The sequence below is a fragment of the Massilia oculi genome (assembly GCF_003143515.1).
GTDB lineage: Bacteria > Pseudomonadota > Gammaproteobacteria > Burkholderiales > Burkholderiaceae_D > Telluria > Telluria oculi.
Window position 1 is genome coordinate 1,788,828 of record NZ_CP029343.1, and the last position, 13,980, is coordinate 1,802,807.

Consider the following 13,980-nt stretch of genomic DNA (forward strand, 5'->3'; position numbering starts at 1 on the left):
TCCTGAATCGATTGCAAACAATCCGCCATGATGCCAGTTGCGGGCGGGCTATGCCAGAGCTCGCTACAACAGACCGGCTCGCGTGAACTCGATTGATGAGTATCAAAGCGTGCCCGGCAGGGAGCGCGAGGATAAGGGCGCAAGCCCGTCATTACGCGAGGAGTCGATATGGAAACCCCCGTCGTGCAGCCGAACCTCCTGTTGCAGGGCGTCCCCGAGGCGCCGCAGGCCGCGCAGCCCGCGGTGCGCTTCGTCCCCACCCCGAGCGCGCCCTACCGCCAGCAGCACCGCGCCGCGCGCCTGCTCGAAGAACCCGATGTCCCCGATGCGGCCGCGCCATCGACCACCGAACCGGCGCCGCACGCCTTCGGCGCCCGCGTCCTCATGTGGAAGCAGGATCCTTCGGTCAGCGAGATCGGCACCCGCAAGGCCTTCCTGCCCGGCGTGGTGCTGACCGGCCCGCGCGACGCCCGCATCGCCCCGGGCGAGCCGGGCATCGCCGCGGTGGAGCCGAACGCCTTCGGCGACTTCGTCACCCAGCCCGACACGCCGCAGTTCGACGCCGTCCACACCTTCGTCGTGGTGCGCCAGACGCTCACCATGTACCAGCGCGCGCTGGCCGCCGCCGGCGGCGCGATGCCGCTGCCCTGGCAATGGAACAACAGCGCCGACACGCGGCCGCTGCTGGTCTTCCCGCACGGCCTGCCGAACGTCATGAACGCCTTCTACAGCCGCAGCCAGGCCTGCCTCAAGTTCGGCGACTTCATCCCCAACGGCGCCACCGAGCGGGTCTTCACCTGCCGCTCGTTCGACATCGTCTCGCACGAAACCGCCCACGCGGTGCTCGACGGCATCAAGCCGCTCTGGCTACAGGCCGACGCCCCGCCCCAGACCGGCGGCCTGCACGAAGCCTTCGGCGACCTCACCGCGATCTTCCTGGCCCTGTCCCAGCTCGACCAGTGCGAATCCGTGATCGCCCAGACCAAGGCCAACCTGCACGACAAATCCTTCCTGACCGACATCGCCGAGCAGTTCGGGCTGGCGCTCGGCAACAGCACCGGCCTGCGCAACGCCGACAACGACCTCAAGCTGAGCGAGGCCGGCACCCAGGTGCACGCCATCTCGCAGGTGTTCACCGGCGCCGTCTACGACGTGCTGGCCGACCTGTTCGCCCATGAACGCGATCCCGGGCGCGAGGACTGCGCCGCCGTCCTGCACCGGGTCGCCGGCTACCTGAGCGGGGTGCTGCTGCGCGCCCTGATCGCCGCGCCCGACGCCGCCGCCACCTATGCCGACGTGGTCAACGCCATGCTCCAGGCCGTGACGAGCGACGGCAAGCCGCCCGCCTATGCCGACGCCATCCGCCTCCAGTTCAGCCGGCGCGAAGTGGTCGAGGCCGGGCATGGCGGCACCCCCGACGCGGTCGCTGCCTTCGTTCCCGGCCTGCCCCTGGCGGCGCGGGTGTGCGACGCGCCCGGTGCGCGCCAAGACAGGCGTTCCTGCTGCGGCACCATGCAGCTGGCCGAATACGATTGCGCCGAGCGCGTGCTGGCCGGAGAAGCGCGCCTGCTGGCGCGCTGGTGCGCCGACCATGGCCGCCACGGGCCAGAGCTGCCGGGGCTGCCGGCCGCCGCCCAGCCTGCCGACCCAACGATGCTCGCATGAAGATCAGCGCCCGCGCCTGCGGCGGCTTCGCCGGACTGGCCGAATCCTACGAACTGGATACCGCCCGCCTGGCCGACGGGCCGGCCCTCGAGACGCTGCTGCGCCGCCTCGACTTCTTCGGCGCCGAACCCGCCTGCGCGGTCGGCGCCGACATGCCGCGCTGGGAAATCACGGTCGAGGACGGCCCGCGCTGCCACACCGTGTTCCTGCGCGAGGACGGCAGCGACGGCCAGTGGCAACACCTGCTCGATTATTTGCGGCAGGCCGGCTGAACCGGGTTTGCCAGCCCCGATCGGTCGCGACGCTCGCCTACCGGGAGCTTCCACATCCCGGTCAGCGGCCGGCGCACGGCGCCTTGACACCCCAAAACCGCACGGTCGTGCGGATTTCTCCTTCATTTGCTTATGTGGATTGTGTATATAGGCGAATTTGTGAGAAAAGCCGAATTGCCCTAAAATACAGTGCTTTGCTCTGTCCGGCCGGCCTGTTCATGTCCATGTTCTTGCGCCCGGCGACGCGACATCCCACCAACTGATAGGACTGTTATGACCCACGTTGTCACCGAATCGTGCATCCGTTGTCGTTACACCGACTGCGTCGATGTATGCCCGGTAGATTGTTTCCGGGAAGGCCCGAATTTCCTCGCCATCGATCCTGACGAGTGCATCGACTGCGCCGTCTGCGTCGCAGAGTGCCCGGTGAATGCGATCTACGCGGAAGAAGACGTGCCTGGCGACCAACAGCAGTTCATCAAGCTGAACGCCGATCTCGCGCGCTTCTGGCCTTCGATCACCAAGACGAAGCCGGCCCTGCCAGACGCGGAAGAGTGGAAAGACGTCAAGGACAAACTCGACCAACTGGCCCGCTGATACCGCCGCTGCGCCGCCCGTCCGGCGCCGGCCCGGGGTCGTTCTGCATGGCAGTGCTGGCTGCCATCGCCTCACCAATCAAAAATCACAGGAAGTAAGCGCATGACTATCAGTGCCACCCACGAAGCGGGCAGCATCGCTCCCAACAGTTCCTTCGCCGGCGCCATCGAAGCGGATGCCGTGATCATCGGCGCAGGCCCGGTCGGCCTGTTCCAGGTGTTCGAACTCGGCCTGCTCGAAATCAAGGCCCACGTCATCGATTCGCTGCCGGCCGTCGGCGGCCAGTGCGTGGAACTGTATCCGGACAAGCCGATCTATGACATCCCTGCCGTCCCGGTGTGCACCGGCCAGGAACTGACCGACAACCTGCTCAAGCAGATCGAGCCGTTCGAGCCGACCTTCCACCTGGGCCAGGAAGTCACGACCGTCCAGCGCCGCGAAGACCAGCGCTTCAACGTCGAGACCTCGACCGGCACCCGCTTCATCACCAAGACCATCTTCATCGCAGCCGGCGTCGGTTCGTTCCAGGCGCGCACGATCAAGGTCGACGGCATCGACAAGTACGAAGGCGAACAGCTGTTCTACCGCGTCAAGGATCCGGCACGCTTCGAAGGCAAGAACATCGTCATCTGCGGCGGCGGCGACTCCGCGCTGGACTGGGCCCTGAACTTCGTCGGCAAGGCCGAATCGGTCGTGCTGGTGCACCGCCGCGAAGACTTCCGCGCCGCCCCCGCCTCGGTCGCCAAGATGAAAGCCCTGTGCGACGAGTACGAGATGCAGCTGATCACCGGCCAGGTGACCGGTTTCGACGAAAAAGACGGCCAGCTGACCGAAGTGAAGGTCACCGGCGCCGATGGCGTCACCCGCCGCGTGCCGCTGGACATGCTGCTGGTGTTCTTCGGCCTGTCGCCGAAGCTGGGCCCGATCGCCGAATGGGGCCTGGACATCGAACGCAAGCAACTGAAAGTGATGGACACCGAGAAGTTCGAGACCAACGTCCCGGGCATCTTCGCCGTGGGTGACATCAACACCTATCCGGGCAAGAAGAAGCTGATCCTGTCGGGCTTCCACGAAGCCGCGCTGGCCGCCTTCGGCGCCGCGCCGTACATCTTCCCGGACAAGAAGATCCACATGCAGTACACGACGACCTCGCCGAAGCTGCACAAGATCCTGGGCGTCGAAACCCCGGTGTTCGATTGAAGCAGGCCTTGCCGCCACGGTTACCACGTTCAACCAACGTTCAGTAACTTGGCGGCGACACAGTCCCCTGAAGCGCCCCGCCCTGCGGGGCGTTTTGCTTTATGTGGGGCGACCAACGGAGCGGGTCCGGGTAAATATGCTACAAGTGCTCCATGCATAGGAGATAGCGGCGGCCCTTGTTTCCACCCGCCAATGCAAATCCCCTATAATCGGATGAAGCTTATGCGCGGGCGATATCAGCGCAGTGTCAATACGAAGGATTACTTTATGCTTTATCAACTGCACGAGATGCAACGCTCCTTCCTGACCCCGCTGATGCAGTGGGCCGATGCGTCTTCGAAACTCTTCTCCAATCCCGTGTCGCCATTCGCGCACACCCCATTTTCCCAACGTATCGCCGCCGGTTACGAGCTGATGTACCGTCTCGGCAAGGAATACGAAAAACCGGCCTTCGGCCTCAAGACCACCACCATCAATGGTGAAGAGGTCGGCATTGTCGAGCGCATCGTCGTCGACAAGCCGTTCTGCAAGCTGCTGCACTTCAAGAAAGACATGGGCGACGCCGCCTTTGCCGCCCTCGATCAGCCGACGGTGCTGGTCGTGGCGCCCTTGTCCGGCCACCACGCGACGCTGCTGCGCGACACCGTGAAAGCCCTGCTGGTCGAGCACGATGTCTACATCACCGACTGGACCGACGCCCGCATGGTGCCGCTGTCCGACGGCCCATTCCACCTGGACGATTACGTCTTCTACGTCCAGGACTTCATCCGCCACCTGGGCCCGGACGTGCACGTGATCTCGGTGTGCCAGCCGACGGTGCCGGTGCTGGCCGCGATCGCCCTGATGGCGAGCGACAAGGATCCCAAGCTGCCGAAGACGATGACCATGATGGGCGGCCCGATCGACCCGCGCAAGTCGCCGACCGCGGTCAACGACCTGGCCATCGAAAAGCCGTACTCGTGGTTCGAGAACACCGTGATCTATGCGGTGCCGGGCAATTACCCGGGCTTTGGCCGCAAGGTCTATCCGGGCTTCCTGCAGCACGCGGGCTTCATCGCGATGAATCCGGGCCGCCACGCCCAGAGCCACCGCGAGTTCTACCAGCACCTGGTGCGCGGCGACGACGACTCGGCCGAGGCGCACCGCAAGTTCTACGACGAGTACAACGCCGTGCTCGACATGCCGGCCGAGTACTATCTCGATACCATCAAGACCGTGTTCCAGGACTACAGCCTGCCGAAGGGCACCTGGAAAGTCGGCGGCCAGCTGGTGCGTCCGCAAGACATCGAGTCGGTCGCCCTGCTCACCGTCGAAGGCGAGCTGGACGACATCTCGGGCCTGGGCCAGACCAGCGCCGCGCTGACCCTGTGCACCGGCATCCCGAAGGACAAGAAGCATGACTTCGTGGTCGAGAAAGCCGGCCACTACGGCATCTTCTCGGGCCGCCGCTGGCGCGAAATCGTGTGCCCGAAGATTACCGAGTTCATCCGTGCCAACCGGTAGGCCGGCGCCGGAAAAAACAAAAGCCGTGGCATGCCACGGCTTTTTTTCGTCGATCCGGGATCAGCGTCCCGTCACCACCTGCGCCACGCGCCCGGTGGCGATCGCCACCAGCGCGTAACTCTCGCCGGCATCGACCCACTGGTGCCCACGCGGCGGCTTCGACAGGCGCAATGCCCGCCAGTCCTCGACCACGTGCTGGTGCGCCTGGTAGCGCGCCGGCAGGCGCTCGCCGCGCCGCACCTCGCCATCCGCCTCCACGCTGCGATAGCGCCCCGGATTCAGCTGCGCGACCTGCACGGGTCGCGCGTGCGCTTCGGTGTCCGCCCGGTCCCGCTGCAAACCATCTCCTGCCGAAAAGATGGCGGCGAACAGCAGCGGCCCAATCAACTCGTTCATGTCCCATCCCCGGTGATCCAGCGTGAGCCGACAGTACAGCAGGATTGTGACAAGTCGTCTGTTAGCTTTCCCACGTAGTCGAATGGATGAGCACAGCCGGGGCCGCCATCGGCCGGGCTGGTCGCATCGAGCCCGGTTTTGGCGGATAATGTCGGCTTGACCAGATTCAGGCAGCTTCCCTCCGTGACCAGACCCCTCGCCGACCAGCTCGAAGACCTGCTGCCGCAGACCCAGTGCACCAAGTGCGGCTATCCCGCCTGCCGCCCGTATGCCGAGGCGATGGCGCGCGGCGAGGCCGAGATCAACCAGTGCCCGCCGGGCGGCATGGAAGGCGTGCGCCGCCTGGCCGCCGCGACCGGACGCAAGGTCATCCCGATCAATCCGGCCAACGGCGTCGAGCGGGCGCGTCCGGTCGCCTTCATCGACGAGTCGCTGTGTATCGGCTGTACGCTGTGCATCCAGGCCTGCCCGGTCGATGCGATCCTGGGCGCGGCCAAGCAGATGCACACCATCCTGCCTAGCCTGTGCACCGGCTGCGACCTGTGCGTCGCGCCGTGTCCGGTCGACTGCATCGCGATGATCCCCGTCACCGGCGAGCGCACCGGCTGGGACGCCTGGACCCAGCAGGACGCCGACGCCGCGCGCGAGCGCCACGACTTGCGCGCCGCGCGCCTGCGCCGCGAGCGCGAAGAGAACGATGCGCGCCTGGCCGCCAAGGCCGTGGAAAAAATGCGCGCGGTCACCGCCGAAGTGACGAACACCCCGGAAGAACTGGCGGAGAAGGAGCGCAAGCGCGCCATCATCGCCGCCGCCATGGAACGCGCCCGCCTGAAGGCGGCCGGCAACCAGGACAAGAACTGACCCAGATGAATCCCGCCAAACGCCTGGAAATCTTCACCCGCTTTCGCGCCGCCAATCCGACACCGACCACCGAACTCGAGTTCACGACGCCGTTCGAACTGCTGATCGCGGTGCTGCTGTCGGCCCAGTCGACCGACGTCGGCGTCAACAAGGCCATGCGCCGCCTGTTCCCGGTGGCGAACACGCCGCAGGCGATCCTCGACCTCGGCATCGACGAGCTCAAGACCTATATCTCGACCATCGGCCTGTACAACACCAAGGCGAAGAACGTGATGGCGACCTGCCGGATCCTGGTCGAGCAGTACGGCGGCGAAGTGCCGCCCGTGCGTGAAGCGCTGGAATCGCTGCCCGGCGTCGGCCGCAAGACCGCCAACGTGGTGCTCAATACGGCCTTCGGCGAGCCGACCATGGCGGTCGACACCCACATCTTCCGCGTGGCGAACCGGACGAAGATTGCGCCCGGCAAGAACGTCGACATCGTCGAACAGAAGCTGCTGAAATTCGTGCCCAAGGACTTCTTGCACGACGCCCACCACTGGCTGATCCTGCACGGCCGCTACACCTGCGTGGCGCGCAAGCCCAAGTGCTGGAACTGCCTGATCGCCGACCTGTGCGAGTTCAGGGACAAGACGCCGGCGCCGGCCGGCGTGCTCGATCCAGCGGTGGCCGCGGCCAACGCGGCGACTTAGATCCGGTGGCCATCAGGGCGTCGAGATCCCTGGCGCTACAGGCATCCAGTGGGGCCTGACCCACGGCGAGCGGGGAAGTTGACGTCATTGGCGATCGATCGATGAACGGCGCCGCCCGCTTGCCTCGCCAATCCAGGCAACACGGGCGCGTGTGCATCTTACGCCGCTTGCGCGCCATCGTTAAGTGCCAGCGCGCCGCGCCGTCCGGGCAGCGCCCGTGTCGCGCCCGGCTGCTCTTCGACCTTGAACACGCTCACCACCTGGGTCAGGGCAACGGTCTGGTCGCGCAGCGACTGCGCCGCGGCGGCGGCTTCTTCGACCAGGGCCGCATTCTGCTGGGTCGCGCTGTCCATCTCGGTCACCGCATCGTTGACCTGGGCGATGCCCTGGCTCTGTTCGCTGCTGGCGGCGCTGATCTCGCCGATGATGTCCATCACCTGACGCACGCTGGCGACGATGTCGCCCATCGTCGCCCCGGCCTCGCCGACCAGGCGGTTGCCGTCGTCGACACAGGCGGCCGATTCGGCGATCAGCGCCTTGATCTCCTTCGCCGCGACAGCCGAACGCTGGGCCAGGGTCCGCACCTCGCCGGCGACGACCGCGAAGCCACGGCCCTGCTCGCCCGCGCGCGCCGCCTCGACCGCGGCGTTGAGCGCCAGGATATTGGTCTGGAAGGCAATGCCGTCGATGACCCCGATGATGTCGGTGATCCGGCGCGACGAGGTGCTGATCGACGCCATGGTGCCCACCACCTGCTCGACCACCGCGCCGCCCTTGACCGCCACGTCGCAGGCCGACACCGCGAGCTGGCTGGCCTGGCGCGCGTTGTCGGCGTTCTGGCGCACGGTCGAGGTCAGTTCTTCCATCGACGACGCGGTTTCCTCGAGCGCGCCGGCCTGGCGCTCGGTGCGCGCGGAGAGGTCCAGGTTGCCCTGCGCGATCTCGTGCGACGCCACGGCGATGGTCTCCGCACCGCCGCGCACCTGCAGCACGATGCGCTGCAGGCTGGCCGACATCTCCTTCAGGGCCAGCAGCAGCTGGCCGGTCTCGTCGTCGCTCCTGACCGTGATCGCGGTGCGCAGGTCGCCGGCTGCCACGCTGCGTGCAGCCTCCACCGCCGCGTCGAGCGGCCGGGTGATCGAACGCGACACCAGCACGCCGGCGGCCACCGCCGCCAGCGCGCCGAGCAGCATCAGGCTGTAGCTGAGCGTCGTCGCGCGCGCCCCGACCGCGTCGGCCTGGCGCACGCTGGTGGCGCTGAGCGCGGATATCTTTTCTGTCGCCTGCGCCAGCAGTTCGGCCGGCGCCCGGTCCTTGCCCTTGACCGCCACGTCGCCGGCGGCCGGATCGAAACCGGCGGCGACGAAGTCCTGGTAACCGCGCCGGTAATCGAGACCCATCTGCGCGTGCGCGGCGCCAAACTGCGCCACCAGCGCCCGCACCTCCCCCTCCGGAAGGCTCGCCAGCAGGGCCGCAACCTGGGCCGCGACCTCGGTTTCGTTCTGCTGGAACGCGGCCCAGTACTTGGCGCGTTCTCCGTCGTCCTTGCCGCGCAGGAGCGTGTTCTTCCACTCCTGCAGCTGCTTGCGGAAGTGGGCCAGCATGGCCTCGACTTGCGTCGACTGCCCCTGCATGGCGACGGCCTGGCGGTAAGTGTCGACGGAACGGTTCATCTGGCTCATGCCGGAGAAACCGGCGCAGGCGACGAGCAGGGTGACGGCGGCAAAACCCAGCGGGAGTTTGCGGCTTAGTTTCATGGGGTGATCCTCGGATGCGTGGGCGCCGCGCGGCGGTAACGCCGGCGACGCCCGGAAACATGGAAGGCCCGGGTGACCGGACATGCACAGTGTATAGGCTGGTGCGTGGTTTACCACCGCCAACTTTGCATTCCAGGCGGAAAGCGATGCGAAACAGTCTTTATGTCCTGTCGGCGCAACACATCGCCGAAGTAAGCAAGCGCTTACTGATTACAGAAGCACCATATTATCGCGATGAACCAGCTCCGGACCTTCGACGAACCCCAGGATGCGCTCGATCTCGGTCGAGGAGTGGCGCATGATGCGCCGCACCTCGCTGCTGGCGTAGTTGGTCAGCCCGCGCGCGAGCGGCTTGCCGGCTTCGTCGACGCAGGTGATCACCTGGCCACGGCCGAATTCGCCGTTGACGGCCAGTACGCCGATCGGCAGCAGCGACTTGCCCTCCTTGGTCAGCTTGGCCGCGGCGCCGGCGTCGATCACGACTTCGCCCGTGGTGTGCAGGTGGTCGACCATCCACTGGCGGCGCGCCGTCAGGCGGCCGGTGGCGGCCAGCAATTGCGTGCCGATCGATTCGCCGCCGGCCAGGCGCGTGAGCACGTCCGGCTCGCGGCCCCAGGCGATCACGGTATGGGCGCCGGAGCGCGCCGCGCGCTTGGCGGCCAGCACCTTGGTCAGCATGCCGCCGCGGCCGATGCTGCTGCCGGCGCCGCCGGCCATCGCCTCCAGGGCCACGTCGCCGGCCTGGGCCTGCTCGATCAGCCGGGCGTTCGGATCCTTGCGCGGGTCGGCCGAGTACAGACCGGGCTGGTCGGTCAGGATGACCAGCGCGTCGGCCTCGATCAGGTTGGCGACCAGGGCGCCGAGCGTATCGTTGTCGCCGAACTTGATCTCGTCGGTGACGACGGTGTCGTTCTCGTTGATGATCGGGACCACGTTCAGGCGCAGCAAGGTGGTCAGCGTCGAGCGCGCATTGAGGTAGCGTTCGCGGTCGGCCAGGTCGGCGTGGGTCAGCAGCACCTGCGCGGTCTTGACGCCGTGGGCGCTGAAGCTCGATTCGTAGATCTGGGCCAGACCCATCTGGCCGCAGGCGGCGCAGGCCTGCAATTCATGGATGTCGGTCGGACGCTTGCCGAAACCGAGGCGCAGCATGCCCTCGGCGATGGCGCCCGAGCTGACCAGGACGACGTCCTTGCCGAGCGCGCGCAGCGCGGCGATCTGGCTGGCCCAGCGGGCGATGGCGGTATGGTCGAGACCCCTCCCCTCGTCGGTGACGAGGGAGGAGCCGACCTTGACGATGATGCGGGAGGCTTGTTGGAGTGCTGAGTTCATGGCGACAGGATCTTCCCCCGCGGTCGCAACGCGAGCAGGGAAAGTCCTGCCAGCAGTTCAACCGCGCAGACGACGAATAATACCCCCGTGGGCAAGCCGATCGCGAATGCCGCGACGAGGCGGCCGGCCGGCTGGGCCAGGAGGAACAGGGCAGTAAGGTCGCCTAGGATGGGCTGGTCGCCCTGCCTGGCCGCCAACAGCGCCAACCCCGCGGTAGCGAGGCGGATGCCGACGTAGATGGCGTAGAACTGGCTGTAGCCGTTCACGCCGACGAGAAACAGGCCCATCGCGGCCGCGATGCGGTCGGGATCGAGCATGGCCGCGAGCGCGGCCAGTGAACTTGCGGTGGCGACCAATTGCAGCAGCTGGCCGCGCAGCCAGGCGCGCGACCAGGTAGCCGTCTGTGGAACGCTCGCGCTCAAGTTCAGTCTTCGATGATCTTGAAGCGTGGATCGTCAGGATCGATCGACGAGATGCCACGCGCTTCCTCGGTCATCGAGGTTTCTTCGGCGCGCTGCTCGGAATGGCGCTTTTCTTCGAGGTGCAGGTAGATCGCATTGATCAGGTCCTGGCAGCCTTCGCGGTTCAGGGCCGATATCTCGAACACGGGGCCCTTCCAGGCCAGGCGCTTGATGACGTCCTTGACGCGCTTCTTGCGCTCGGCGTCGTCGAGCACGTCCAGCTTGTTCAGCACCAGCCAGCGCGGCTTGTTGAGCAGCTCTTCGTCGTATTTTTCGAGTTCCTTGATCAGGGCCTTGGCTTCCTTGACCGGATCGACCTTCTCGTCGAACGACGACAGGTCGACGATGTGCAGCAGCAGGCCGGTACGGGCCAGGTGGCGCAGAAACTGGTGGCCCAGGCCGGCGCCTTCGGAGGCGCCTTCGATCAGGCCCGGAATGTCGGCGATCACGAAGCTCTTTTCGTGCGACACGCGCACCACGCCCAGGTTCGGGTGCAGGGTGGTGAACGGGTAGTCGGCGATCTTCGGCTTGGCGTTCGACACGGCCGTGATGAAGGTGGACTTGCCGGCATTCGGCATGCCCAGGAGGCCCACGTCGGCCAGCACCTTCAGCTCGAGGCGCAGGGTGCGACGCTCGCCATCTTTACCTTCGGTCTTCTGGCGCGGCGCGCGGTTGGTCGAAGTTTTAAAGTGGATATTGCCCCAGCCGCCCTCGCCGCCCTTGGCCAGCAATTCGGTCTGGCCGTGCTCGGTCAGGTCGGCGATGATCTCGCCATTGTTGTCGTCGATGATCAGCGTGCCAACCGGCATGCGGATGGTAATGTCTTCGGCGCCCTTGCCATAGCAATCAGAGCCGCGGCCCGGTTCGCCATTCTTGCCGGTATGGACTTTCGAGTAACGGAAGTCGACCAGGGTATTCACATTGCGGTCGGCAACCACATAGATCGAGCTGCCCTTGCCGCCGTCGCCGCCGTCCGGACCGCCGAATGGGCGGAACTTCTCGCGACGGAACGAGGCGCACCCGTTGCCGCCGTCGCCAGCGATGACTTCAATTCTTGCTTCGTCAATAAACTTCATGATTGTGACCGCTAAAAAACTAAAAAGGCCCTACCGTGGGCAGAGCCTTTCGATGGAAGGCTTGCGCCTTGCAAAGAAGCGCCGCTGATGCGGCGCAGATGCGTGATTACGCTGCGACTGCTTCGTTGGCAACGACGGTCACGAACTGCTTCGAGCCCACGCCTTGCTTGACGAACTTGACGGTACCGTCGACCAGCGCGAACAGGGTGTGATCCTTGCCGGTGCCGACGTTGGCGCCAGCGCGCACTGGGGTGCCGCGTTGACGGATGATGATGCCGCCGGCGTTGATTGCCTGGCCGCCGTAGACTTTCACGCCAAGGCGTTTGCTTTCTGAGTCACGGCCGTTGCGGGTAGTACCGCCGCCTTTTTTGTGTGCCATTGTATTACTCCTTGATGACTAATGCTGGGAACCGGACGGCGATTAGCCGTTGATCGAAACGATCTGGATTTCGGTGAAGTTCTGGCGATGGCCCTGACGCTTCTGGTAGTGCTTACGACGGCGCATCTTGAAGATACGGACCTTGTCGTGACGACCATGCGAAACCACTTTCACCAGCACCGTTGCACCTTCGACCAGCGGAGCACCAAACTTGATGCTGTCGCCCGCGCCAACGGCGAGGACCTGATCGATCGTGAGTTCGGAACCAATGTCAGCCGGTATCTGTTCTACTTTAAGTTTTTCACCAGCGACAACTTTGTATTGCTTGCCACCGGTTTTTATGACCGCGTACATGATTTGAAACCTCATCAAATGTTAAAAGAATCCGCCAGCAACAGCGCCCCGCGCAAGCGCGCTGGACTGTTCGTAAGCCGGGGAACAGGGGATTATACATAAATCGCCGTGATGCGTCAAAAGCGACTGACGATCTCTTCCGTACGTGGCAGCCTGCCAACGGCGCACAGTCGCCCGAGGTCCTCCCAAGGGCGAGCTCTACCCTGCTGGCAGGACGGATACCCCTTGCATACCGTATAATCGCGGCACTCTTATAGTTAACCCACGTTTCGCAGGTCAGCCTTGTCAGCCGCCACTCAACACGCCCAACAGAACTCCATCGTCCAGTCGATCGCTCCAGACATGGAGGCCGTCAACACGGTGATCCGCCAGCGGCTGCATTCCGACGTCACCCTGGTGAACCAGATCGCCGAGTACATCATCAGCGCGGGCGGCAAGCGCATCCGTCCAGTGCTGGTGCTGTTGCTGGCCAATGCCTACGGCTACCGCGGCACGTCCCACCATGAACTGGCCGCCGTGGTCGAGTTCATCCACACCGCGACCCTGCTGCACGACGACGTGGTCGACGAATCCTCGATGCGCCGCGGCCGCCAGACCGCCAACGCCCTGTTCGGCAATGCCGCCTCGGTGCTGGTGGGCGACTTCCTGTACTCGCGCTCGTTCCAGATGATGGTTGGCCTGAACAATATGCGCGTGATGCAGATCCTGTCCGACGCGACGAACGTGATCGCCGAAGGCGAAGTGCTGCAGCTGCTGAACATGCACGACCCGGACGTGACGGAAGCGGCCTATCTGCTGGTGATCCGCTCCAAGACCGCCAAGCTGTTCGAAGCGGCGGCCGAGCTCGGCGCACTGGTGGCGGGCGCCAACGACGCGCAGATCGCCGCGGCCGGAGAGTATGGCCGCTCGCTGGGCACCGCCTTCCAGCTGATCGACGACGTGCTCGACTACGCGGGCGACGCCGCCGAGATCGGCAAGAACCTGGGCGACGACCTGCGCGAGGGCAAGCCTACCCTGCCGCTGATCTGGCTGATGGAACATGGCACGCCGGAGCAGCGCGAGATGGTGCGCAATTGCATCGAGCAAGGCGACGAGCAGCAATTCGATGCGGTGCTGGCGGCGGTGACCTCGAGCGGAGCGCTGGATTACACCCGCACCCAGGCCGAAGAAGCGGCCCGCCGCGCGTCGAACGCGATCGCGGATTTGCCCGACAGCGTCTTCAAGGACAGCCTGCTCCAGCTCAGCCGTTTCGCTGTTGACAGGAACCATTGAGTAATTTTATAGTAATGCCTTCCCGGGGTGACCTGTAAAGACACCCCGAACCGTCGGGGTGTAGCTTAGCCCGGTAGAGCGCTACGTTCGGGACGTAGAGGCCGGAGGTTCGAATCCTCTCACCCCGACCACAGAATTCAAAAAGCCAGACCTGGCGTTGCCGGTCTGG

At 65.4% G+C, this 13,980-nt stretch carries 15 protein-coding genes and 1 tRNA gene; 9 read left to right on the top strand and 7 right to left on the bottom strand.

Features of this window, described 5'->3' with window-relative positions:
* Positions 1-168 precede the first annotated feature (168 nt).
* From DIR46_RS08285 to DIR46_RS08305, 5 genes are all read left to right on the top strand, one after another.
* Positions 169-1,665 carry a gluzincin family metallopeptidase gene (locus DIR46_RS08285; protein WP_109344816.1) on the top strand — a complete coding sequence of 499 codons (1,497 nt, stop codon included), beginning with the start codon at positions 169-171 and terminating at the stop codon, positions 1,663-1,665.
* Entirely contained in the window at positions 1,662-1,937 is a 276-nt protein-coding gene (locus tag DIR46_RS08290) for a protealysin inhibitor emfourin (protein ID WP_109344817.1), read from the top strand. The genes DIR46_RS08285 and DIR46_RS08290 overlap by 4 nt, the downstream gene beginning before the upstream one ends.
* 273 nt (positions 1,938-2,210) lie before the next feature.
* A complete protein-coding gene (gene fdxA, locus DIR46_RS08295; RefSeq protein WP_005668458.1) occupies positions 2,211-2,534 on the top strand; it encodes a ferredoxin FdxA in 324 nt (107 codons plus the stop codon).
* 102 nt (positions 2,535-2,636) lie between these two features.
* On the top strand, positions 2,637-3,734 hold the full coding sequence (locus tag DIR46_RS08300; protein ID WP_229446544.1) for an NAD(P)/FAD-dependent oxidoreductase: 1,098 nt from the start codon (positions 2,637-2,639) through the stop codon (positions 3,732-3,734).
* Between the two features lie 267 nt (positions 3,735-4,001).
* Positions 4,002-5,237, top strand: coding sequence for a polyhydroxyalkanoate depolymerase (locus tag DIR46_RS08305; RefSeq protein ID WP_109344818.1), 1,236 nt, complete (start codon positions 4,002-4,004; stop codon positions 5,235-5,237).
* Between the two features lie 60 nt (positions 5,238-5,297).
* Here the strand turns inward: DIR46_RS08305 and DIR46_RS08310 are convergent, their stop codons facing one another.
* Positions 5,298-5,633, bottom strand: a complete 336-nt coding sequence (locus DIR46_RS08310; protein ID WP_109344819.1) for an RcnB family protein — start codon at positions 5,631-5,633, stop codon at positions 5,298-5,300.
* 183 nt (positions 5,634-5,816) lie between these two features.
* Between DIR46_RS08310 and rsxB the strand changes: the two genes are divergently transcribed.
* Positions 5,817-6,494 (top strand): electron transport complex subunit RsxB, encoded by a 678-nt coding sequence (rsxB, locus tag DIR46_RS08315; protein WP_109344820.1) that lies wholly within the window; start codon positions 5,817-5,819, stop codon positions 6,492-6,494.
* Positions 6,495-6,499: 5 nt separating this feature from the next.
* Positions 6,500-7,183 (top strand): endonuclease III, encoded by a 684-nt coding sequence (nth, locus tag DIR46_RS08320; RefSeq protein WP_109344821.1) that lies wholly within the window; start codon positions 6,500-6,502, stop codon positions 7,181-7,183.
* A 158-nt stretch (positions 7,184-7,341) separates the two neighbouring features.
* Here the strand turns inward: nth and DIR46_RS08330 are convergent, their stop codons facing one another.
* From DIR46_RS08330 to rplU, 6 genes are all read right to left on the bottom strand, one after another.
* Positions 7,342-8,940: a methyl-accepting chemotaxis protein gene (locus tag DIR46_RS08330; RefSeq protein ID WP_229446545.1), complete on the bottom strand. Its 1,599-nt coding sequence runs from the start codon at positions 8,938-8,940 to the stop codon at positions 7,342-7,344.
* A gap of 210 nt (positions 8,941-9,150) precedes the next feature.
* Positions 9,151-10,269, bottom strand: a complete 1,119-nt coding sequence (proB, locus tag DIR46_RS08335; RefSeq protein ID WP_109344822.1) for a glutamate 5-kinase — start codon at positions 10,267-10,269, stop codon at positions 9,151-9,153.
* Positions 10,266-10,691 carry a hypothetical protein gene (locus DIR46_RS08340; protein WP_109344823.1) on the bottom strand — a complete coding sequence of 142 codons (426 nt, stop codon included), beginning with the start codon at positions 10,689-10,691 and terminating at the stop codon, positions 10,266-10,268. Before DIR46_RS08340 ends, proB begins: the two co-directional genes overlap by 4 nt.
* Before the next feature lie 2 nt (positions 10,692-10,693).
* Positions 10,694-11,806 (bottom strand): Obg family GTPase CgtA, encoded by a 1,113-nt coding sequence (gene cgtA, locus DIR46_RS08345; RefSeq protein WP_005668439.1) that lies wholly within the window; start codon positions 11,804-11,806, stop codon positions 10,694-10,696.
* Between the two features lie 106 nt (positions 11,807-11,912).
* Positions 11,913-12,185 (bottom strand): 50S ribosomal protein L27, encoded by a 273-nt coding sequence (gene rpmA, locus DIR46_RS08350; protein WP_005668438.1) that lies wholly within the window; start codon positions 12,183-12,185, stop codon positions 11,913-11,915.
* A 42-nt stretch (positions 12,186-12,227) separates the two neighbouring features.
* Complete coding sequence (gene rplU / locus DIR46_RS08355) at positions 12,228-12,539, bottom strand: 50S ribosomal protein L21 (RefSeq protein ID WP_005668436.1); 312 nt, start codon at positions 12,537-12,539, stop codon at positions 12,228-12,230.
* Between the two features lie 282 nt (positions 12,540-12,821).
* Here rplU and ispB point away from each other — a divergent pair, with 282 nt between their 5' ends.
* Positions 12,822-13,811, top strand: a complete 990-nt coding sequence (ispB, locus tag DIR46_RS08360; protein ID WP_109344824.1) for an octaprenyl diphosphate synthase — start codon at positions 12,822-12,824, stop codon at positions 13,809-13,811.
* A 54-nt stretch (positions 13,812-13,865) separates the two neighbouring features.
* Positions 13,866-13,942, top strand: a tRNA-Pro gene (locus tag DIR46_RS08365).
* The last annotated feature ends 38 nt before the right edge of the window (positions 13,943-13,980 follow it).